The 21,539-nt window shown below is 72.1% G+C and carries 17 protein-coding genes; 5 read left to right on the top strand and 12 right to left on the bottom strand.

What is annotated here, in order from left to right; genetic code table 11:
- Window positions 1–112: 112 nt before the first annotated feature.
- The gene (locus tag ACQP0P_RS34510) at window positions 113–2,731 is read left to right on the top strand and encodes a GNAT family N-acetyltransferase (RefSeq protein ID WP_433363145.1); all 2,619 of its coding nucleotides are present in this window, start codon (window positions 113–115) and stop codon (window positions 2,729–2,731) included.
- 53 nt (window positions 2,732–2,784) lie between these two features.
- Here the strand turns inward: ACQP0P_RS34510 and ACQP0P_RS34505 are convergent, their stop codons facing one another.
- The gene (locus ACQP0P_RS34505) at window positions 2,785–3,267 is read right to left on the bottom strand and encodes a hypothetical protein (protein WP_433363143.1); all 483 of its coding nucleotides are present in this window, start codon (window positions 3,265–3,267) and stop codon (window positions 2,785–2,787) included.
- A 384-nt stretch (window positions 3,268–3,651) separates the two neighbouring features.
- Here ACQP0P_RS34505 and ACQP0P_RS34500 point away from each other — a divergent pair, with 384 nt between their 5' ends.
- Both ACQP0P_RS34500 and ACQP0P_RS34495 read left to right on the top strand, forming a co-directional pair.
- The gene (locus tag ACQP0P_RS34500) at window positions 3,652–4,245 is read left to right on the top strand and encodes a DUF5998 family protein (protein WP_030920184.1); all 594 of its coding nucleotides are present in this window, start codon (window positions 3,652–3,654) and stop codon (window positions 4,243–4,245) included.
- Window positions 4,242–5,357 (top strand): alkaline phosphatase family protein, encoded by a 1,116-nt coding sequence (locus ACQP0P_RS34495; RefSeq protein ID WP_433363138.1) that lies wholly within the window; start codon window positions 4,242–4,244, stop codon window positions 5,355–5,357. The genes ACQP0P_RS34500 and ACQP0P_RS34495 overlap by 4 nt, the downstream gene beginning before the upstream one ends.
- A 9-nt stretch (window positions 5,358–5,366) precedes the next feature.
- On the opposite strand, the gene ACQP0P_RS34490 is transcribed toward ACQP0P_RS34495, so the two are convergent.
- Genes ACQP0P_RS34490 through ACQP0P_RS34475 form a run of 4 tightly spaced genes read right to left on the bottom strand, consistent with a single transcriptional unit; the run spans window position 5,367 to window position 10,048 of the window.
- Window positions 5,367–7,880 (bottom strand): CHAT domain-containing protein, encoded by a 2,514-nt coding sequence (locus ACQP0P_RS34490; RefSeq protein ID WP_433363135.1) that lies wholly within the window; start codon window positions 7,878–7,880, stop codon window positions 5,367–5,369.
- A complete protein-coding gene (locus ACQP0P_RS34485) occupies window positions 7,881–8,345 on the bottom strand; it encodes a hypothetical protein (RefSeq protein ID WP_433363132.1) in 465 nt (154 codons plus the stop codon).
- Window positions 8,342–8,920 carry an RNA polymerase sigma factor gene (locus ACQP0P_RS34480; protein ID WP_350925783.1) on the bottom strand — a complete coding sequence of 193 codons (579 nt, stop codon included), beginning with the start codon at window positions 8,918–8,920 and terminating at the stop codon, window positions 8,342–8,344. Before ACQP0P_RS34480 ends, ACQP0P_RS34485 begins: the two co-directional genes overlap by 4 nt.
- Before the next feature lie 60 nt (window positions 8,921–8,980).
- On the bottom strand, window positions 8,981–10,048 hold the full coding sequence (locus tag ACQP0P_RS34475) for a S8 family peptidase (RefSeq protein ID WP_433363129.1): 1,068 nt from the start codon (window positions 10,046–10,048) through the stop codon (window positions 8,981–8,983).
- A gap of 207 nt (window positions 10,049–10,255) precedes the next feature.
- Between ACQP0P_RS34475 and ACQP0P_RS34470 the strand changes: the two genes are divergently transcribed.
- Window positions 10,256–10,750, top strand: coding sequence for a DUF3145 domain-containing protein (locus tag ACQP0P_RS34470; protein ID WP_030920167.1), 495 nt, complete (start codon window positions 10,256–10,258; stop codon window positions 10,748–10,750).
- Window positions 10,751–10,956: 206 nt separating this feature from the next.
- The gene (locus ACQP0P_RS34465; protein WP_433363125.1) at window positions 10,957–14,610 is read left to right on the top strand and encodes a protein kinase domain-containing protein; all 3,654 of its coding nucleotides are present in this window, start codon (window positions 10,957–10,959) and stop codon (window positions 14,608–14,610) included.
- A gap of 61 nt (window positions 14,611–14,671) precedes the next feature.
- Here ACQP0P_RS34465 and ACQP0P_RS34460 read toward each other — a convergent pair whose 3' ends face one another.
- The 7 genes from ACQP0P_RS34460 to ACQP0P_RS34430 form a co-directional block, all read right to left on the bottom strand.
- The gene (locus tag ACQP0P_RS34460) at window positions 14,672–16,093 is read right to left on the bottom strand and encodes an acyl-CoA carboxylase subunit beta (RefSeq protein ID WP_433363122.1); all 1,422 of its coding nucleotides are present in this window, start codon (window positions 16,091–16,093) and stop codon (window positions 14,672–14,674) included.
- 12 nt (window positions 16,094–16,105) lie between these two features.
- Window positions 16,106–17,338 (bottom strand): beta-ketoacyl-ACP synthase II, encoded by a 1,233-nt coding sequence (fabF, locus tag ACQP0P_RS34455; RefSeq protein ID WP_433363119.1) that lies wholly within the window; start codon window positions 17,336–17,338, stop codon window positions 16,106–16,108.
- A gap of 52 nt (window positions 17,339–17,390) precedes the next feature.
- The gene (locus tag ACQP0P_RS34450) at window positions 17,391–17,630 is read right to left on the bottom strand and encodes an acyl carrier protein (protein WP_030920149.1); all 240 of its coding nucleotides are present in this window, start codon (window positions 17,628–17,630) and stop codon (window positions 17,391–17,393) included.
- A 65-nt stretch (window positions 17,631–17,695) separates the two neighbouring features.
- Window positions 17,696–18,652: a beta-ketoacyl-ACP synthase III gene (locus ACQP0P_RS34445; protein ID WP_433363116.1), complete on the bottom strand. Its 957-nt coding sequence runs from the start codon at window positions 18,650–18,652 to the stop codon at window positions 17,696–17,698.
- A gap of 7 nt (window positions 18,653–18,659) precedes the next feature.
- On the bottom strand, window positions 18,660–19,571 hold the full coding sequence (locus tag ACQP0P_RS34440; RefSeq protein ID WP_433363113.1) for an ACP S-malonyltransferase: 912 nt from the start codon (window positions 19,569–19,571) through the stop codon (window positions 18,660–18,662).
- A 117-nt stretch (window positions 19,572–19,688) separates the two neighbouring features.
- Complete coding sequence (locus tag ACQP0P_RS34435) at window positions 19,689–20,798, bottom strand: PucR family transcriptional regulator (RefSeq protein WP_051753216.1); 1,110 nt, start codon at window positions 20,796–20,798, stop codon at window positions 19,689–19,691.
- Between the two features lie 232 nt (window positions 20,799–21,030).
- A complete protein-coding gene (locus ACQP0P_RS34430) occupies window positions 21,031–21,522 on the bottom strand; it encodes a DUF350 domain-containing protein (protein WP_433363110.1) in 492 nt (163 codons plus the stop codon).
- Window positions 21,523–21,539: the final 17 nt, after the last annotated feature.

The following is a 21,539-nucleotide window of genomic DNA, read 5'->3' as shown; positions in this document are numbered from 1 at the left end:
CCGGCCAGGGTATGGGGTCTTGACCAGACACCGGACCATAGTCGATGCACAAGCGTTGCGTGAATTCGTGCCGCTGGTCCATCTTGTGAGATTCGCGTCTACTCTCGGGGCTGTGGAGGCTGCTCAGTACCCTGCTCACTGGGAGGCGGACGTCGTCCTGTCGGATGGCGGAACCGCCCACGTACGCCCGATTCGGCCCGCCGACGCCGACCGGTTGCGTTCCTTCTACAGCCGGTTGTCCGCCGAGTCGATCTACTTCCGCTTCTTCGGCCCCCGGCCGCGGCTGTCGGATCGGGAGATCACCTGGTTCACCAACGTCGACTACGTGGACCGCGTGGCGTTGATCGCCACGATCGGCACTGAGATGGTGGGGGTCATCCGCTATGACCGGATCGAACCCGGCGAGGCGGAGGTCGCCTTCCTGGTCGAGGACGCCCACCAGGGCCGGGGGGTCGCCTCGGTGCTCCTCGAACACCTGGCCGCCACCGCCAGGGAGCGGGGCATCGCCCGCTTCGTCGCCGATGTGCTGCCCGCCAACCAGAAGATGATGGCGGTCCTCAAGCAGGTCGGTTACACCGCGCAGAGCAGTTTCGCCGACGGCGTGGTCCGGATGACCCTCGATCTCACCCCGACCGAGACCGCCCAGGAGGTGACCGCCTCCCGCGAGCATCGCGCCGAGTCCCGCTCGATCGAGCGCCTGCTCTCGCCGGGCTCGGTGGCGGTCGTCGGAGCGGGCCGCGAGCCGGGCGGCGTCGGCCAGACCGTGCTGCGCAACCTGCTCGGCGCCGACTTCACCGGTCCGGTATACCCCGTGCACCGCGAGGCGCGGGCCGTGGCGGGGGTGCGGGCCTACCCAAGTGTGACGGACATCGACGGGGAGGTGGACCTCGCCGTTCTCGCCGTACCCGCCGACGGGGTGATCGACGTGGTCAAGGAGTGCGCGGAGAAGGGGGTGCGCGGGCTGATCGTGGTCTCCTCCGGATTCGGCGAGACCGGCCCCGAGGGGCGGGCCAGGCAGGACGAGATGGTGCGCATCGCCCGCGCGTACGGCCTGCGGGTCGTCGGCCCCAACTGCCTCGGCGTCGCCAATACCGACCCATCGGTACGCCTGAACGCCACGCTCGCCGCCACCCTCCCCGAGCGCGGCAGGGTCGGCTTCTTCAGCCAGTCCGGAGCCCTGGGCACCGCGCTGCTGCAGCGGGTGGCCCAGCGGGGCATGGGCATCTCCTCGTTCGTCTCCGCGGGTAACCGCGCCGACGTGTCGGGCAACGACCTGCTCCAGTACTGGGAGGAGGATCCGCAGACCGACGTGATCCTGCTCTATCTGGAGTCGCTGGGAAACCCCCGCAAGTTCGCCCGCCTCGCGCGGCGTATCTCGCGCCGCAAGCCGATCGTGGTCGTCAAGAGCGGCGGCACCACCCAGGGCGTGCCCACCGGTCACGCCGCGCCCGTGCTCGGCCTGCCGGACACCGCGCTCAGCGCGCTGTTCGAGCAGGCGGGAGTGATCAGGGTGGACGACCTGATCCAGCAGTTCGACGTGGCGCAGCTACTGGCCTACCAGCCGTTGCCCGCCGGGTCCAGGGTCGGCCTGGTCGGCAACTCCGACGCGATGGCGCTGCTGGCGGCCGACGCCTGCGTGCGGGTCGGTCTGGCGCCCAGAGCGCCGGTCAACCTCGGCGCTCGGGCGGGCGCCGCCGAGTTCGGCACGGCCCTGGCCTCGGTGCTCCCGGACGTGGACGCGGTGGTCGCGATCTACATGCCGCCCATCCCGGGCAACGCCGAAGAGGTCGGCGCCGAGCTGTTGCGAGCCTCCAGGGACTGTGGCAAACCGGTGCTGGCCATCTTCGAGGGCAAGATCGGCATGCTCGGGGAACTGCGGGCCGGCGCCACCCCTGAGCGGGGCTCCATCCCCTCGTACACGGCGCCGGAGGAGGCGGTCCGCGCGCTCGCCCATGTGGTGCGGCACGCGCGCTGGCTGGAGCAGCCCGCCGGGGTGCCGGAGGAGATCGAAAGCGTCGACACCGGTGCGGCACGGAGCCTCGTGCTGGCCGCTCTTGGCGACGCCCCGGCCGAGATCGACGCCTCACGGCTGCTCGCCCACTACGGGGTGGAGGTCTGGCCGGAGGAGACGGTGACCTCGCCCCAGGAGGCGGTCGACGCCGCGACCAGGCTCGGCTGGCCGGTGGTGCTGAAGGCCGCGGGAGCCGAGGCGGCCAAGCGCGCCGGGACCGTGCGCCTGGGACTGTCGGGACCCGACGGGGTGCGTGACGCCTACGCCGACCTGACGCGCCAACTCGAACCCGAGGCCGTGCTCACGGTGCAGCGGATGGCTCCGCAGCCCGCGGTGCCGACCGTGGCCGGTGTGATGGACGACCCCGCCTTCGGCGCGGTCGTCTCCTTCGGGCTCGGCGAGATCACCGCACGGCTGCTGCGCGACGAGGCGTACCGGCTGGCACCGCTGACCCGCGAGGACGCGGCGGCACTGGTGAGGTCGCCGCGCGCCGCCCCCCTGCTCCTGGGCGAGTACGGCTACCCGCCGGTCGCGGTCGAGGCGCTGGAGGACCTGCTGATCCGGCTCGGGCGGCTGGCGGACGATCTCCCCGAGGTGGCGCGGCTCACCCTCGACCCGGTGCTGGTGGGGGAGTCAGGGGTGACCGTGCTGGGCGCCCGGGCCGTGCTCCGCAGCCACCAGGGGCCGCGTCCCGACGGCGGCCCCCGGCGCCTCGGCTAGCGCGCTCTCCCACCGGGCCCACGGCAGGAGAGCACGGTGCACTCCGGCCTCGGTCAGGTCGCGGGCGTCGCGGGGACGATCTGGACCGTGCTGGCGACGGTGGCGGTCGCAGGGCGGGTTCCGGTGGGGACGGCCACGGCCTCGACCGCCCTGCCGGAGGCGGTCAGCGTGCCGGTGGCGTCCCTCGCCACGGTCACGCCGACCGTGATCCGGGGAAGCTGGAAGCCGGGGGAGGCCAGGTCACGCGTTTCGCAGCCGACGCTGCCGGCCGTGATCCGGCATCTCCAGCCCGCGCCGGAGGCCCGTACCGGGGTCAGGCCCGCGGGGAAGTGGTAGGTGACCTCGGTCGGGTACCCGATCCCGCCGGAGGCGGGGTCGGCGGTGACGTCTATGGAGAACGTGCCGGTGCCACCCGCCTCGAACGGGCCGTCGTGGACCGTGGTGAGGATCAGGTCGCCGGGGAACCTCGCTCCCAGGGCGGGCGGCACGCCCGCGACGGCCGCCGCGACGATCAGCACCAGACCGATTCGTCGCATCGGCCCGCGTCCCGCCGGATCTGGACGTTCATCGGTCATATTTCCTTATCCCCCGATTCCATTGGGAATCCACCGCTTCCAATTCCGATGCGGTGAAAAACATTCTCGGATTTGCGAAACAGTCACCGAATGCGGCGAACCGCCCGTCGCCACGGCTCGGGACGGCAGGCATGCCACCGCCACTGCTCCCGGTAGCCCCGAAAGGATCACGCCAAACCGATCGAAGGGAAAAGTCGAGGGCCGGTGAGGACGTCCGGCGGCACCCACGCGGGCGCCCACGCGGCAGGGAAGGGGCCGTGGCGGGCCGGATCACGATTTGCACCACCTGCCAAAGGTCGCGCGCTCCCGGTGAAAGCGCTGCCCCGGACAGGGCAGGATGGACCCATGAGGGAAACCCGACTCTCGTCCGCCGGCCTGCGCGACGCCATCGACCGCAGTGGCTACTATCCCGATCTGGTCGCCGACGCGGTCGAGTCCGCGCTCGGCAAGGAGCAGGTGGGCGCCTACGTCGTGCATCACGAGGCCACCTTCGACCCGGCCATGGAGGTGCGCAGGCACGTCACGGTGCTGGTGCTCTCACCCACCCGGCTACTCGTCTGCCACACCGACGAGCACCCGCCCGTGGAGGGGGTGTCGGCGTCACACGCCTCCACGACCACCGAGGCCGTGCGTCTCAGCCGGATCCAGTCGGTCGCGGTCACCAGGGTCGTCCCCGACCCCGCCTCCTACGTGCCGGGCGTGCCGCCCACGGAGGTCACGCTCACGATCGGCTGGGGCGCCATCTCCCACGTCGACCTGGAGCCGGCCACCTGCGGCGACGAGAACTGCGAGGCCGACCACGGGTACACCGGTGCCATCACGGCCGACGACCTCTCCCTGCGGGTGAGCGAGGCGGCCGACGGGCCAGAGGCCGTCTCCCACGTGCTGGCCTTCGCCAAGGCGCTGTCAGAGGCAACGGCCCGCACGGCCGCCTCGTGAGGGCCCAGGTCCCCGCGTACGGCACGGCCACTCTCGCGGACCTCTCCTCCTCACTGCTGGCCGCGGTCGGGATGGACGGCGACAACCCCCTGGGCCTCGCCCCGGCCGAGCGGGTTCTGCTGTTCCTCGTCGACGGCATGGGCGCCGAACTGCTCCGCGCCCACCCGGAGACCGCGCCGTTCATGTCCGCCATGCTCGACAGGGTGCTCACCGCGGGCTTCCCCGCCACGACCGTGACCAGCCTGGCCACGCTCGGCACCGGCCTGCCGCCGGGCGAGCACGGCATGCTCGGCTACCAGCTCGCCGTGCCCGGCACCGGCTACATGCTCAACTGCCTGCGCTGGACCGCCCAGGGCCCCCTCGTCGAACCCGGCGACTGGCAGCCCGCTCCGACCGTGTACGAGCGTGCGGCGGCGGCCGACATCCAGGTCAGCTACATCGGCCCGGCCAAGTTCGAGACCACCGGTTTCAACAGGGCCGTCTACCGGGGCGTGCGCTTCGTCGGTGCCGACGAGGTCGACGACCGGATCGCCGGGGTCCGCCACGCGCTGACCGAGCCCCGCGCCCACGTCTCGGTCTACTACGGAGACCTCGACTCCGTCGGCCACCGGACCGGCTGGGGCTCCCCGGCCTGGCTCGACCAGCTCGCCCGGGTCGACCGGATGGCCGAGCGGCTGGCCGAGACGCTCCCGCCCGGCTCGGCGATGTACGTCACCGCCGACCACGGCATGGTCAACGTCACCGAGCGCGTCGACGTCGACACGCTCGGCGTACTGCGTGAGGGCGTCGCACTGCTCGGCGGGGAGGCCAGGGCCCGTCACGTCTACACCGTCCCCGGCGCCGCGGCGGCGGTCCTCGACACCTGGCGCGACATCCTCGCCGGAAAGGCCTGGGTGGCATCCCGCCAGGAGGCGGTCGAATCCGGCTGGTTCGGTCCCAGGGTCCGCCCCGAATGGCTGCCCAGGATCGGCGACGTCCTTGCCGTTCCGTACACCGACTGCGCCATCGTCGCCTCGGTCGCCGAGCCGCAGGAGGCGGCCTTCGTCGGCTGTCACGGTTCGCTGACACCCGCCGAGCAGCACGTTCCCCTCCTGGAGGTGAGCACCAGATAGACCCGCGCGCTACGCCGGGTCGTGGGCCGGTCGAGTGACCGATGCTCCGGGGCCTGACGCCACCGGCTGATCCCCGCACCCGAAGCAGACGAAGCCCGCCACCCCGGTCTTCCCGCTCGCGGTGGCCAGCGCCCGTGCGGGCGGGGCGCCGGAGGCCAGCGACCTGTGGAAGGCGGTCATCAGAGCCAGCGTCTCCTCGTCGCGCACCGGCACCAGGCTGGCCACCACACACCGCGTCCCCAGCGACAGGAACGTGCCCGCCAGTCCCAGCGGCGCCCCGTCGGCCGGGGCGTGCGCCATCCCCGCGTCGCAGGCCGACAGCACCACCAGGCCCGGCGGGGTGCGCAGCCGGAGCAGGTCGTACGCCATCAGCGGGCCGTCGTCGAGATCGATGCTCGACAGCAGCGGGCTGCGCGGGGAGAACATTCCGTGCGCGGCCAGGTGCGCCACGTCCGCCCGCTCCAGCGCCGTCATCACCTCCGCCCGCCGAGCCGCCACCCGCTCGGTTCCCGGGTGGCACTCGCCGACCATGCGGGCCTCGGCCTCCGAGCACCGCAGCCCCGGACCCGCCACCGTCACGACCCGCCCGTCCCGCACGGCCGGCACCTGCCTGCCGGCCAGCCAGGCGGCGGCGCTGGCCGCCACGCTCACCGGCCGGTCCGCGTTCATCGGCAGCAGTGGCCAGGGCAGGATGTGCAGCGTCCCCGTCGGCACGATCACCAGCGGCCGGTCGCCCAGCCGGTCACGCAGTGGGCGGAAGAGCAGTCGTTCCAGCTCCGCGGCCTCCGCGCCGGACTCCGGAGCCCTTCCGTCGAGCAGGTGTGTCCTGCGCAGCCCGTACCGGAGGCGGACGGTGGCCTCGGCGACGGTCGCGAACGGGCCGAGGCGGCGCAGCGTCACACGCTCCCCGGTGACCACGACGGCGGCCAGTTCCGCCTCGTGGCGGACGAACTCCACCAGGGCCGACTCCCCGAGCGCCGCCCGCAGCGCGGCCAGGCCGGGCGCGAGCGGCCGGCCCGCACCCCCGGTGATCGCCCGCCACCGCTCGGCCCACGCCAGGACCGTGTGGCCTCGCCCGGTCCGCATGGCGAGGGCCAGCCCGAACTCGGCCAGTGGCTCACCCTCCCTGGCGGCGTGCGCGCGCACCACCGGGTCCTCGAACGCCTTCGTTCCGGACCCCACCTCCGCGAGGCCCGCCAGCACCGCCGCGAACGCCCCCCGCCGGTCGCCGGCCAGGAACCGCCGCAGCGCCGTCGCCTGGCGGGCGACCACTCCGCGACCCGAGCGGGCGAGGAGGGCCAGCTGACCCTCGGCGGACGGCCGGTCACCCAGCCGGAGCGCGACCTCGGCGGCGTCGAACCTGAGCGCCGCCGAGGCATCCCGGTGCCCGGCGGCATCGAGCGCCTCGGCGCACGAGAGCATCTCCGGCACCGTCGCCGGCAGCTCGGCGGAGGACGGGTCCAGCGCGAGCCGGGCCCGCAGCAGGATCTCTTCGGCGAGTGGCGTCAGGACCGTCCGCCCCTGCGCGGCCAGCTCGCGAGCGGCCAGCTCCGCGCTCTCCCGGGCCCGGCGCGGATCTCCGGTGCGCAGCTCGACCCTGGCGAGCAGGAGGCGGGCCTCGGCCAGGGCCACCCCGGCGCCCGCCGCCGCCAGCTCGGGAACCGCCATGTCCAGCAGCGCCCGAGCCTCACCGGGCAGGTGGGCGGTGACCAGGGCCTCGGCCAGGTTGCAGCGGACCGTCGCCAGCCGCTCCGGGTAGTCGAGCAGGACGTCCTGGGCACGCCGGTAGGCGGTGAAGGCGGCGGGCAGGTCGCCGCGCCGCGCGGCCAGGAACGGCAGGTTGCCCTCGGCGAGCGCGAGCACATGTTCCAGGCCCGCGCCCCTCGCCAGCTCCGCGCACCGGCCCAGGTCGGCCTCCGCCGCCTCGAACTCCCCGAGGAACACCCGGGCGAGCCCGCGGTTCAGCATCGCCCCGGCCACGAACCTGACGTCGTCGCCGAGGACGGTGATGGCCCGGTCGCAGTGTTCGACGGCCTCGCGGTAGCGGCCGAGCCTCGCCAGGGCCATCGCGCGGTGCACGCCGAGCTTGCCCAGCTCGGCCGGGGTAAGACCGGGCTCGGCGTCCGTGGCGATGGCCAGTGCCTGCTCCGGGTGGCCCAGCTCGGTGCGGATGTGGACCAGCGACAGGCGCGCCTGGGCGGCCCGGTGCGGCAGCCCGGCCCGCAGTGAGATCTCCACCGCCCGGTGCAACCGCTCCTCGGCGAACGGCAGGTCGCCGAGCTCACGTGCCGCCACCGCCAACGCACGGTGCGCCACCGCCTCCGCCTCGCAGTGCCGGCAGCCCGAGGCCCGCTCCGACACCGCGCCGCCACCGTCCGGATCACCCGTCTGGCCGGTCGTTCCCCGGCAGGATGCGGGGAGCGAGGCGAGCACGGTACGGGCGAGAGCGAGGGCTCGGGCCGGGTCGCTGCCCGAGAGGTCGACCGCGCGCTCGGCGGCGGCGAGCGCCTCGTCGAAGGTCAACTACGGGCGGATCCGGGTCCAGCTGGTGACCACCGGGAAGCTCTCCGGCCGGTGACACACCACGCTGAACCAGCCCGGCGGCAGGCCGGTGACGGCGAACTGGCCCGTCGGGGACAGGGGACGCGATTCGGTGAGGTGTGGCGTGCGGATCTCGACCAGCGTGCCCGCCTCGGGACAGGGGGAGATCTGGCCTGCCAGGTCGACCAGACCGTCCAGGGAGGTGACCTCCAGCTCCACCGTGAGCTCGGCGGCGACGAACCTCAGCAGCCGGGGCTCCTCGGTGGACCGGACGCCCTGCGGCGCGGGGGTGACCACGGGGCGGGCCATGCCGGCGCCGGGCAGCCGCAGACCGAAGACCGCGCGGGCGGCGGTCGTCACCTGGGCCGGCACCGGGTCGCTCCCGGAGGCCAGGCGCAGCGCGGCTATCAGGGACTCGTCGTCGATCGTGGTCGGATGTCGCGTCACGGTGTCGCCTCCCGAGTGGTGAGCATGGTGCGTAGTCGGTTCAGGCAGCGCCCCCGGGTGGGGCCGTAACTGCCGCTGGGCATGCCCAGACGCCCGGCCAGCTGGTGGACGCCCGCGTCGGGGGCCGTGGCCATCAGCCGGAACAGCGAGCGGCACGGCTCGGGCATCTGGTCGACGGCCTGCCACAGACGACGGCTCTCGTCGGCGGTCAGCACGGCCAGCGCCGGATCGGCGTGGACGTGCCCGGCGTCGGCCGGCTCGGTGTCCACGCACGCGCGTTCCGCGTCCACCGGGTCGGCGACCAGCCGCTCGCCCCGGTGTCGCCGGCGGAGCAGGGACGCCTCGCGCTTGGCCGTGGTGAACAGCCAGGGGCCGATCCGGTCCGGGTCACGGATGGTGTGCAGGCTCTCGAGCAGCCGTAGCCACGTGCCCTGCACCGCGTCGGCGGCGTCCGCCGGGCTCAGGTCGTAGGCGCGCACCGCCGACCACAGCGCGCCCGTGAAGCGGGTGACCAGGGCGTCCCAGGCCGCCTGGTCGCCGGCCAGGACGGCCTCGATCGTGGGCTGGTCGCTCACCGGCACCTCCGGACCACGTAGAGCACTCCGAGTATTCGAGTGAATACTTTGGGTGAGACTTTAGTCGGGCGTGGGCACGACGACTCCCAAATCGGGGATCCGCCTGGCCCCCACCGGATCGAGGACGTGTTTCGCGGCCTCCCGCGGGGGCCGGTCCGCCGACGCCGCGGCGATCACCCCGCTCACCAGGGCGGCGGCGAAGGAGGTCCCGCTCCAGCACGCGTAGCCGCGGAACGCGCCGTGTTCGAGGAAGGTGCTGGACAGCCACTCGCCGCGGGCACACGCGTCGACCCAGGGGCCGTATGCCGAGAACGGTGCCCTGGCCCGCTCCGCCGCGTCCAGTGCTCCGACGGCGATCACCCCGGGCGAGGCGGCGGGCCAGAAGGGGCGGTCCGAGGCGGTGTTGCCCGCGCAGGCCACCGTGACCGTGCCGGCCAGTTCCGCCAGGGCGGCCTCCACCAGCGGGGAGGGGCCGTCGTCGAAGGTGTGCCCGCCGAAGGACAGGTTGAGCACCCGGGGCGGTTCGGCCCTGAGCCGGCCCAGGACGCGCAGCAGTCCGGCCTCATCCCCGATGCCATGGTTGTTCAGCATCCGGATCGGCCGCGGCCTCGCCGCCGGGGCCGACCGCAGGACCAGCCCGGTGATGAACGTGCCGTGCCCCGCCTGGGGGTCCAGCTCACCGTCGCCGTCCGAGTCGGGCACCTCCGCGGACTCCTGTCCCCGTTCCAGAAACCACGGGCTCGTCTGCCACCACGGGTGCGACGCCAGGCCCGTGTCGGCCAGCGCCACCGTCACGGCGGTCGTGGCGGGCCCGTCCGCGGCGGGTTCGGGCATCGGGAGGGCGGGGCTGGGAAAGGGGCGGGAGGCCGGGCCTCCGAAATAGAGCGGCTGGCCTGTCAGCACATGGTTGGGGGAGGCGGGAAACCCCCGCTCCCGTAACGACGCCACCAGGCCGCAGACGTCCACGCCCGCTGAGAGCCGCACCCGGTAGATCCCCTGGGCCTCGGTGACGGCGTCGGCCCAGCGGGCGGTGGCGGCCATGCCCGAGGCGTCGGTCAGCAACTGACCTTTTCTGATCAGAGCGGGTGATCCAGGGATGGGTTCGACCCGTTCTATATCGGTATCCATCTGGTCCTCCGGGGGTGCTCACCAGCTTGCGGGGATTCTCTTCGCTCCCGAGGATGCCCTGGCCAAGCGTCCGCGTCGCAACATCTTGGTATGACCCCCCTCTGGTGCGACGTCACAACCGACGGTAGTCTCTCCTTCAGTCACTTGTGATCATCCTGGGACGAGGCCGTTGGGGAAGGCGCACCTCGTACCGAAACGGGAGGTCCGGTGTCTGCTCGTGGCGTGCTTTACGTCCACTCAGCTCAGCCTGCGCTGTGCCCTCATATTGAATGGGCGGTCGCAGGTGTTCTTGGCGTCCCCGTAGACCTGACCTGGACTCCACAGCCCGCCGCGCCCGGTCACGTGCGCGCACAGGCCGAGTGGGAGGCCCGGGTGGGTACCGCGGCGGCCATCACCTCATCCCTGATGGGCTGGCAGCGGATCCGCTTCGAGATCACCGAGGACGCCTCACCGGGTGTCGACGGGTCCCGGCACGCCTACACCCCGTCTCTCGGTGCCTTCACGGCCGTTGTCGGGGCCACGGGCGACATCCTGATCCCGGAGGACCGGCTGCGCTCCGCCATGCTGATGGCACGCCAGGGCCGCGTGGTGCTGGAGGAGGAGATCGATCGCCTGCTGGGCAAGCAGTGGGACGCCGAGCTTGAGTCGTTCCGCTACGCGGGGGAGGGCGCACCGGTCCGCTGGCTGCACGCCGCCGTCTGACCTCGGAGTCCGACCCCGCCGGTCTCGCCGCTCCCGTCGATGTGACCGGCCCGTACCCACCCTGACGACCCCCTTGCCGGGTCAGCGGCTGATCATGTGCACGTCGCGCCGGGAGACATGGCTGAGTTTCCCGCCGGATGTCGAAACTTTTGATGCCTTCATAGCGACATAAAGGGGTGTCGGAATCTGGATCGTCGGGAGTGGGCGTGTCACTGCGTGTCGGAGACCCTCAGCGGATCGGTGGCTACTGGCTCGCGGGGCGCCTGGGTGAGGGCGGGCAGGGAGTCGTCTACGACGCCTACGACGAGACGGGCGGCAGAGTCGCGATCAAGGTTCTGCGTGCCGGCGGTAGGGCGGATCCGCAACTGCGGGGACGCTTCGCCAAGGAGGTCGCCGCCACCCAGAAGGTCTCCTCCTTCTGCACCGCGAGGGTCATCGAGGCCCACCCCGAGGCGTCCCCGCCCTACATCGTCAGCGAGTTCGTCCATGGCCCGACGCTGAAGCAGGCGGTCACGACCGCCGGGCCCTACCACGGTGACGGGCTCCACCGCCTGGCCACCGCCATCGCCACCGCCCTCGCCTCCATCCACCGGGCAGGGGTGATCCACCGGGACCTGAAGCCGGAGAACGTGCTGCTCGGCCCGGACGGTCCACGAGTGATCGACTTCGGTATCGCGCGAACGGAGGAGGCGTCACTGACCACCGACGGCCTCGCCGCCGGCACGCCGCCGTACATGGCGCCCGAGGTGCTGTCAGGGCAGCGCGCGCAGGCGTCCGCCGACGTGTTCGCCTGGGGGGCGGTGATCCTTTTCGCGGCGACCGGCCACCACACCTTCACCGGTGAGACCACCGCCGCGATCCTGCACCGTGTCCTGACCTTCCACCCCGACCTGAGCGTCCTGGACGGCTCGCTCCGCATCCTGGTCGGACGGGCGCTGGAGAAGGATCCGGAGCTGCGCCCGTCGGCACAGGAGTTGCTGATGGGCCTGATCGGGAACCCCGGCGACACCGGCAGCCTTCTCCGGGACGGCGTACGGGCAGCCGAGCGGGTACGCCCGCCCGCGCAGCTGCACGCCGCCGATCCCGCCCTCGGCACACACGCCGAGACCATCTATCTCAGCCTGCCGCCCGCCGCGCAGCGGCTGATGCCGGAGATCTTCCTGCGGATGGTCGGTGTCGACGAGGACAGTCAGGACACGCTCAGGCGGGCTCCACGTGCCGAGTTCGCCGACGGCAGGTCCGAGGAGGAGGCCGCCCTCGTGGCGCAGGTGCTCGCGGCCTACGGCTCCGCCGGTCTCATCGTCACCGACCCGGACACCGACACCGTGACCATCGCCCACCTCGCGCTGTTGCGGGCCTGGCCCCGCCTGCACGAATGGGTCGACGCCGAACGTGGCGGCCTGCCGGTTCACTGGCGGCTCAACGCCGCGGCCCGGCGTTGGAAGGCGGGCGGGGTCAAGGACGGAGACCTCTACCAGGGAAGCGCGCTGGAGACCGCACTCCAGTGGGCGGCCACCGGCCGCCACCACCTGAACCTCACCGGTTCGGAGAGCGGCTTCCTCACCGCCAGCACCGTGCTGGTCCGCCGGCGGGGCAGACGACGCCGGCTGGTCACCCTCATCCTGGCCGCGTCGCTGGCCCTCGCGGTCGCCGCAGGTGGCCTCGCCGAACAGCAGCGCCGCACGGTGGCCGAGCAACTGGACCGGGCGCAGGCCCAGGCGATAGCGGGCAGGGCGGACGCGCTGCGGGCCACCGATCCGCGGGCGGCGATGCTGCTGAGCGTGGCCGCCTGGCAGACCGCTCCCGTCGCCGAGGCCCGGTCGAGCCTCTACAGCTCGCTGGCCCAGCCGCAGCAGGACCTGTTCGCCGATCCGGACGCCACCGCCACGACGGTTCACGCCCTGAGCCCCGACGGCCGGATGCGCGCCGACGTGAACGAGAACGAGGTCCGGGTCTGGGAGGTCGGCACGCGCGAGCGGCGCCACACCTTCACCACGACCGGAAAGGCGGCCTTCGCCGCAGCCCTGAGCCCGGACGGCAGCAGGCTCGCCACGGCCGCCGGCGACGGTTTGCGGCTCTGGGACCTCGCCTCGGGAAGGCAGGTCGGCGCCACGTTCGGCGACGCGTCCTACCTTGAGCACGCGGAGAAACTGGAGTTCAGCCCCAGCGGACGCCTGCTGGTGGTCAGCGATGACGGCGAGCTGCCGCAGAGCCAGCTGTGGGATGTGGACAGCCGGCGGCGGATCCTGCCGCCGACGACGCTGACCTACCTCGACGTGAGTGCCCTGTCCATCGACGACAGGGGCGTCATATCGGGTATCCCGCCGGCCGGCGTCAGCGATGGAGGGTCGACGACCGAGCTGTGGGATCTTCGCACCCGGACACGGGTGCCGGCACCGTGGCTCTCCGATGGCGGCTTTCTCCCCCTGGCGTTCAGCCCCGACGGCAGGACGCTGGTGAGCACGACGTTCGACCAGGCTCGGACGGAGTGGAGGGCGGAACTGTGGGATGTCGCCTCCGGCAGGCGGCTGGCCGGGAAGTTCACGCCGACGCGGTCGATTCCGCGGTTCGCGTTCAGCGCCGACGGCCGCTTCCTCGCCTCCTCCGACGCCGAGAGCGCCAGGGTGACGCTCTGGCGGGTGAGTGACCGTCGTGAACTGGCCCGCTACCCGCTTCCCGGCCTGGGGAGCGTGACGCCCCGCTTCGGGCCTGCGGATCGCACGCTCCGTCTGCTCGGAGACTGGGGTTCGGTGCTGACCCTCGACATCGAGGCCTACACCCATCCGCTGCTCAGCGGCACCGGCGGCCACGACGCGGTGTTCAGCCCCGACGGGCGCGTCATGGCGGTGGAGGGCAGGGGAGAGGTCCGGCTGTGGGACACGGTGCTGCGCAGGCCGCTGGGCGATCCCATCCGGGTGCCGGGAGACGACCTCACGCACGATCGCCGGGCACGGGCCGCCGCGACCTTCAGCAAGGATGGGAAGACCCTCGTCGTCGGCTACGGCACGATGGTGAGCGTATGGCAGGTCTCCACCCGGCGCATGCTCGCCTCCTTCCCCTACAGCGAGCAGAAGCCGCGAACCGACGCGGTGGTCGGCCCGTACCAGTACGACGGCATCGAGGAACTCGTGCTCAGCCCGGACGGCAGGACTCTCGCCGCCACGTTCTACCTCACCTGCGGGGAGTGCGCCGAGCCGCTGGGGGCCCTCGCGCTCTGGGACCTGCCGAGCGGGCGCCCGATCCGGCTCATCGAGCAGCAGCACACACCAGCCCTGTTCGGCCGCGCGGGCTTGGCGTTCCTTCCAGACGGGCGCACCTTGGCGGTGGGCAGCCTGGGCGCCGTCGGCCTCATGGACGTCGCCTCGGGCAAGCTGGTCAACAGGCCGAGCGGAGCGGCCGACTCCAACAGCGTGGTGGCGGTAAGCCCTGACGGCGCCACCGTCGCCACCGGTGAGGAGAACGGCCAGATCAAACTCTGGAACGCCCGGACCTGGCAGCGCCTCGGCCCCGTCCTGGTCGGTCACACCGGCGCCGTCACGGATCTGGTCTTCGACCAGGGCCTGTTCGCCAGCGCCGGGCGGGACGGCACGGTAAGGCTCTGGAATCCCGCCACCGGCCGGCAGATCGGCTCCGCCGTCACCGGGCACACGGACGAGGTCGCGGCGATCTCGCTCGGCCCCGACGGCACCAGCCTGTATCACGCCGCGCGCGACGGCGGCTTCCAGGAGTTTCCCCTGGACTCCCCACGGGTCGTCGCGGCGGTGTGCGGGCGGGCGGGCGGGAACCTCTCCACCCAGGAGTGGGCGCGTTACCTGCCCGACCTGCCCTACCGGGAGGTCTGCCCCGCTACCGGCACCTGACGCCGCAGCTCGTCGAGCCCCCGCTCCGGCGGGACCGGGACGGGGGCTCGACGAGCCACGTTCAGAGCGGGATGTTGCCGTGCGCGCCCCGGGCGGGGGTCGCCTTGGCCAGGATCCTGGCGATGGCGCCCCGGGTCTCCTCGGGCTTGATGACCTCGTCGATCACGCCGAGCTCGATGGCCCGATCGAGGCCGCCGGCGAGGACCTCGTGCTCCTCGGCGAGCCTGCTCTCCAGGGCGGCGCGCTCCTCCTCGGGGGCGGCGGCGAGCTCGCGGCGCTTGAGGATGCGGACCGCGGCGACCGCACCCATGACCGCGATCTGGGTCGTCGGCCAGCCGAACACCTTGGTCGCGCCCAGCGAGCGGGAGTTCATGGCGATGTAGGCGCCGCCGTACGCCTTCCTGGTCACCAGGGTGATCCGCGGCACGGAGGCCTCGGCGAAGGCGTGCAGGAGCTTGGCGCCGCGGCGGACCACACCGTCGTGCTCCTGTCCGACGCCCGGCAGGTAGCCGGGGACGTCGACCAGGACGACCAGTGGCACCCCGAAGGCATCGCACATCCGGACGAATCGCGCGGCCTTCTCCGCCGAGGCGGAGTCGAGGCAGCCGCCCAGGCGCATCGGGTTGTTGGCCACCACGCCCACGGTCCGGCCCCCGAGACGGCCCAGGGTGGTGACGATGTTGGGCGCCCACTTGGCGTGCAGCTCCACGCCCGGCTCGTCGAGCAGGCCCGCCACGAGCGGCTTCACATCGTAGGCGCGGCGCACGTTCTCGGGCAGCAGGCCGGAGAAGTCGACCTCCTCGACCTCGGTGCGCACCCGGCCCTGGTGGCCGAGGAGCACCGCGAGGCGGCGGGCCTGCAGGTAGGCCTCCGTCTCGGTCTTGGTGACCACGTGGACGACGCCGCTGCGCTTGCTGTGCGGCTCGGGGCCACCCAGGCCGGCCATGTCGATCTGCTCGCCGGTGACGCTGCGGACCACGTCGGGACCGGTGACGAAGATACGGCCCTCGTCGGCCAGGATCACGATGTCGGTCAGCGCCGGGCCGTACGCGGCGCCGCCGGCGGCGGGGCCCACGACAACGGACAACTGCGGGATCACGCCTGAGGCGCGGGTCATCGCGGCGAAGACGCGGCCGACCGCGTGCAGTGACTCGACGCCCTCGGCGAGGCGGGCGCCGCCGGAGTGCCAGACGCCGATGATCGGGACCCGCTCGCGGACCGCGACGTCGTAGGCGTGCACGATGTGCTCGCACCCCTCGCTGCCCATCGCACCGCCCTGCACGCGGGCGTCGCTGACGAACGCGACGACCGGCACGCCCTCCACCCGGCCCGTCGCGGCGAGCATGCCGCTGCGGTCGACCGGCGAGATCAGCCGGAGCGAGCCCTCGTCGAACAGAGCGGAGAGGCGCACCTGGGGGTCACGGGGATCAAGAGGCTCCTGTTCGGAGGCCTCGCTCACCACCCCGTTGTCGAGCACAGTCATCACGAGCTCCTGTCAGACGCTGGTGAAGGCCACGGCGACGTCGTGCCCGCCGAACCCGAAGGAGTTGTTGATCGCGGCGATCTGGCCACCGGGCAGAGCACGTGGCCCGGCGCGCACGATGTCCACCTCGACGCCGTCGTCGAGGTCGTCCACGTTGATCGTTCCGGGTGCGCGCCGCTCGTGAAGCGCGAGAACCGTGAAGACGGACTCGATGCCGCCGGCGCCGCCGAGCAGGTGACCGGTCATCGACTTGGTGCCGCTGACCAGCGGGTGGTCGCCGATGACCTCCTTGATCGCGATTGTCTCCACCACGTCGCCGGCGGGAGTGGAGGTGGAGTGCGCGTTCACGTGCTTGATGTCGCCGCCCGTGAGGCCGGAGTTCTCCAGGGCGCGGCGCATGGCGAGCATGACCCCGGCACCGGTCGGCTCGGGCTGGGCGATGTGGTGGGCGTCGGCCGAGTACCCGACCCCGGCGGCCACCGCGTAGATCGTGGCGCCACGCGTACGGGCGTGCTCCTCCGACTCCAGCACCAGGATGCCGGCGCCCTCGCCGAGGACGAACCCGTCCCGGCCCTTGTCCCAGGGCCGGGAGGCGCGCTGGGGCTCGTCGTTACGGGTCGACATGGCGCGCATGGCGGCGAAGGAGCCGATGTTCAGCGGGTGGATGGCGGCCTCGGTGCCGCCTGCCACGACCACGTCGGCCCGGCCGGAGCGGATCATTTCGATGGCGTACCCGATCGACTCGGCGCCGGTGGCGCAGGCGCTCACGGTGGCATGGACGCCGGCGCGGGCGCCGACCTCGATGCCGATCCAGCCCGCCGCGCCGTTCGGCATCAGCATGGGCACGGTGAACGGTGAGAGCCGTTGCCAGCCCTTCTCCTTGAAGGTGTCGTAGGCGGCGAGGATCGTGGTGATGCCCCCGATACCGCTGCCCACGACGACACCGAGCCGCTCGGGGTCGACCTTGTCGATCGCGGCGTGCGCCCACGCCTCACGGGCCGCGACCAGTGCGAACTGCTCGGCCCGGTCCAGCCGCCGGGCCTCCGGCCGGGGCAGGACCTCGGTCGGGTCCACCGCGGCGAAGGCGGCGAACTTCACCGGGACGGAGTCGACCCAGTCTTCGGTGATATCGCGGACCCCGGACTGACCGGCGAGGAGCGCCGACCAGGTCGAGGCGACGTCTCCACCGAGAGGCGTCGTCGCGCCGAGCCCGGTGACGACGACACGTACCTGGCCTGTACTCACGTTCTACGCTCCTTGTGAATCGCTGGTCTTAGGGGTAAGGATCGAGACGTCTTTAGTTCTGGATGAAGTTGATGACGTCCTTGACGTTCTTGAGGTGCTTGAGCTGGTCGTCCGGGATCTCCACGCCGAACTCGTCCTGGGCGGCGACGGCGATCTCGACCATGGACAGCGAGTCGATGTCGAGGTCGTCGACGAAGCTCTTCTCCGGAGTGACCTCGGAGGCCGGGATTCCGGTGATCTCGTTGACGATCTTGCCAATGCCGGCGAGGATCTCCTGCTCGGTCAGAGCCATGTCGCGTGTTCTCCTTGAAATGGGTTTTCTTCTGGCTTTCCGTGCGGCGGAGCCGCGCGGAAGTTCTAGGGGATCTCGATGACCTGACCGGCGTAGGTCAGGCCCGCGCCGAAGCCCAGCAGCAGGGCGAGCCCGCCGGACCGGACCTCGCCGCGTTCGATCATCCGAGACAGCGCAAGGGGGATCGAGGCGGCCGAGGTGTTGCCCGCCAGGACGATGTCCTTGGCGATGACGGCGTTCTCGGCGCCGAGCTTGCGGGCGATCGTCTCGATGATGCGCAGGTTGGCCTGGTGGGGCACGAAGGCCGCGAGGTCGGCGGGATCCACCCCGGCACGCTCGCAGATCTCCTTGGCGACGGGGTGGAGCGCGGTGGTCGCCCAGCGGAACACGGTCTGGCCCTCCTGATGCAGGAAGGAGTCGCGGTCCTTGATGATGATCGCGTCGAACTTGTCACCGGCGCTGCCCCAGACCACGGGACCGATTCCCGGGGTGTCGGAGGGGCCGACGACCGCCGCGCCCGCGCCGTCGGCGAAGATCACCGCGGTGGCGCGGTCGGTCCAGTCGATCCACTGGGAGAGCTTCTCGGTGCCGACGACGAGCACGTTGGTGGCCGAGCCCGCGCGGATCGCGTCGTTGGCGACCGCGAGCGCGTAACAGAAGCCGGAGCAGGCGGTGTTGACGTCGAACGCGCCGGGGGCGTCGATGCCCAGCCGCGTGGCCACCCGGCCGGCGGCGTTGGGGATCTGGGTCTCCAGCGTGCAGGTGGCGACGATCACCAGGTCGATGTCGGAGACCGACAGGCCGCTCGCGGCGAGTGCCTTGCCGCCCGCCTGCACGGCCAGGTCGATCTCCGACTCGCTGTCCGGGGCGATCCGGCGCTCCTTGATGCCGACCCGGCTCTGGATCCAGGCGTCGTCGGTCTCCATGGTCGCGGACAGGTCGTCGTTGGTGACCACCTGGGAAGGCTGGTAGTGGCCGAAGGCCAGGATCTTCGCGCCCGGAGAACCCTGAGGGGTCTTCATACGTCTGTCACCGCTCCTCATTCGACTGGAGAGCGGCTCGTGCGGCTCCCAGATCGTCGGGGGTCTTCAGGGCAACGGTCGTCACCCCGCGCAGAGCACGCTTGGCCAGGCCGGTGAGCGTGCCGCCGGGGACAAGTTCGATCATGGTGGTGACGCCGCGCTCGGCCATCGTGGCCATGCAGGCGTCCCAGCGCACCGGGTTGGCGACCTGGGTGACCAGACGCTCCAGGAAGTCGGCGCCGCTGGTGACCGCCGCGCCGTCGCTGTTGGACAGCAGGGTGACGGCGGGGTCGGCCGGGGTGAGGCCCGAGGCGGCCTCGCGCAGGCTGTCGACGGCGGAGGCCATGTGCACGGTGTGGAACGCGCCGGCGACCGACAGCGGGATCACCCGGGCGCGGGCGGGCGGCTCCGCCTTGAAGGCCGCCAGCTGCTCCAGCGTGCCGCCGGCGACGATCTGCCCGGCGCCGTTGACGTTGGCGGGAGTGAGCCCGTTGGCGGCGATGGCCGCGAGGACCTCCTCCTCGACCCCGCCGAGGACGGCGGACATGCCGGTCTCGGTGATGGCCGCGGCCTTGGCCATGGCCTGGCCGCGCTCGCGGACGAGGCCGAGGGCCTGTTCGGGCGTGAGCACCCCGGCCAGGGTCGCGGCGGTGAACTCGCCCACGCTGTGCCCGGCGACGATGTCGGGAGAGGCCCCCAGGACCTCGGCGATGGCCAGTCCGGCGGCCACGAGCAGGGGTTGCGCGACGGCGGTGTCACGGATCTCGTCCGCGTCGGCGGTGGTCCCGTAGGCGATCAGATCGAGTCCGGCCAACTCCGACCAAGCGGTCAGCCGGTCGGCCAGGCCCGGTAGTTCGAGCCATGGACTGAGGAAGCCTGGAGTCTGGGCACCCTGGCCCGGAGCGACGATGACGAGCACGAAATCCAGCCTGCCCTGTAGAGGTTCAATACTCGGATAGAGATCCAGACGAAGTTTATCCCCACTTTTTTGTAGGGAACCTACAGTGGGGGTTTCGTGGAAGTTAAGTAAAGCCTGCTACGTCACCGGCGTTTCCGATAGGCGTCCGAGGATCAGTCCCACCTGCAGAGTGAAGGCGGATCGCCCCTCCGTCGGCTGGTAGCCGGTCAGCTCGGTGATCTTACGCAGACGGTAGCGCACCGTGTTCGGGTGGACGAACAGCAGCCTGGCCGTCGCCTCCAGGGAGGTGCCCTGTTCCAGGTAGGTCGCCAGGGTGTCGAGCAGTGGCGTACCGATCAGTGGCTGGTAGACGTTCTCGATCAGCTGTGCCCTGGCGTCGGCGTCACCGTCGAGGGCCCGCTCGGCCAGCAGGTCCTCGGCGTGGACCGGCCTGGGCGCGTCCGGCCACCCCGCGGCCGCCCGCAGCCCGGCCATCGCCGCCCGCGCGGATCTGGCGGCCGAGTGCAGGTCCGCGACCTCGGGCCCGATCACGATCGGCCCGTTTCCGAAACGCGGCACCACGTGCCTGGCCGCGGCGGCGACGCTGTCCGCACCGCCCACGATCACGATCAGCCGGTCGCCCTGCACTCCGGCCAGCATGTCCAGACCGGACCTGCGGCCCCGGTCGCGCAATGCGTCTATCACCGCCTGCGGGTCGTCGTCGGGCGTCTGTCCGGCCAGCACCACGACGGGGGTGGAGGTCCAGCCGAGCGCGGCGGCCCAGGAGTGCAGGCCGTCGTCGACCTCCCCCCTGACCAGGGCGTCCACGATCAGCGCCTCCAGTCGCGCGTCCCAGGCGCCGCGCGCCTCGGCCTCCCGCGCGTACACCTGCGCGGCGGCGAACGCGACGTCGCGGGTGTAGCGGAGCATCGCCTGCTGGAGCTGGTCATCGCCGCCGGGCGCCGCCAGCTCCTCGGTCTGTGCCTCGACCACCTCGACCACGACCCGCACGATGTCGACCGTCTGCTGCAGCGAGATGGACCGCTTCAGCTCCCTGGGCGCGGTGCCGAAGAACTCGATGCTGGGCGTCGGGCGGCCCTCGCCGGCGTGCTGGAACCACTCCACGAAGGCGGCGATCCCGGCCTGGGCGACCAGCCCGACCCAGGACCTGTCCTCTGCGGAAAGCGCGCGAAACCACATCAGCCGGTCGTCCATCCGGGACATGGCGGCCGTGCTCAGCGTGCCCATGGCCCGCTCCAGCCGGCGCGTGGTGTCCTCCCTGACCCGGTCGGGATCGAGATCCCTCCCGTCCGACCCGATCACGACGTCGCTGTGCCTGACCGCTCGCTCGCTCCGTTCCCTCACGCCACTAAGAGTGCCAGGTCGTCGGAGATGCGCCGGCCACGGTTCCCGACAGCGCACGCTCCTCGATCTTGTACGTCCGGTACGACCGGGCCCCTTGCGGTGGACGCGACCGCGCTCAGACGACCGCGACGGCGGTGATCAGCCCGATGGCCAGGTGGGTGACCGCCAGCAGCCGGGCGCCCGGTTGGAGTTCCGGCTCCTTGACCAGATCGCGCACCGAGATTCCCGCCACCCTGTCGAACGCGATCATCGCCACGGTCTGTACGGCGATGCCGACCAGGCCGAAGACCAGTGTCGCGAGCAGGCCCTCCTGCAGGGCGCCGCCGGAGGACCAGATGGAGGCCGCGACGATCAGCCCGACGGCGGCCAGCCCGGAGCAGGCCAGCAGCGTGGCGTTGGGGTTGCGCTCCTCCTTGATCAGCCGGCTGAGCTTGCCGGGAATGGCCATGTCGATCACGTAGAAGCCGATGATCAGCAGGATCACGCCGAGGGCGGCGTAGGCGGCGATCGCGAGCGCGCCGCGCCCGAGAATCTCGGCGAGCGAGAGCGTCTCGGTGCTGGGCACGGAGGGCACGTACGTCATGGTCGGCACGGGGGTGGGGGTCATGTGTCGTTTCTCTTTCC

Source organism: Streptosporangium sp. CA-115845, from assembly GCF_050943795.1.
Classification (GTDB): domain Bacteria; phylum Actinomycetota; class Actinomycetes; order Streptosporangiales; family Streptosporangiaceae; genus Streptosporangium.
This window is presented reverse-complemented; position numbering and strand designations above follow the sequence as displayed.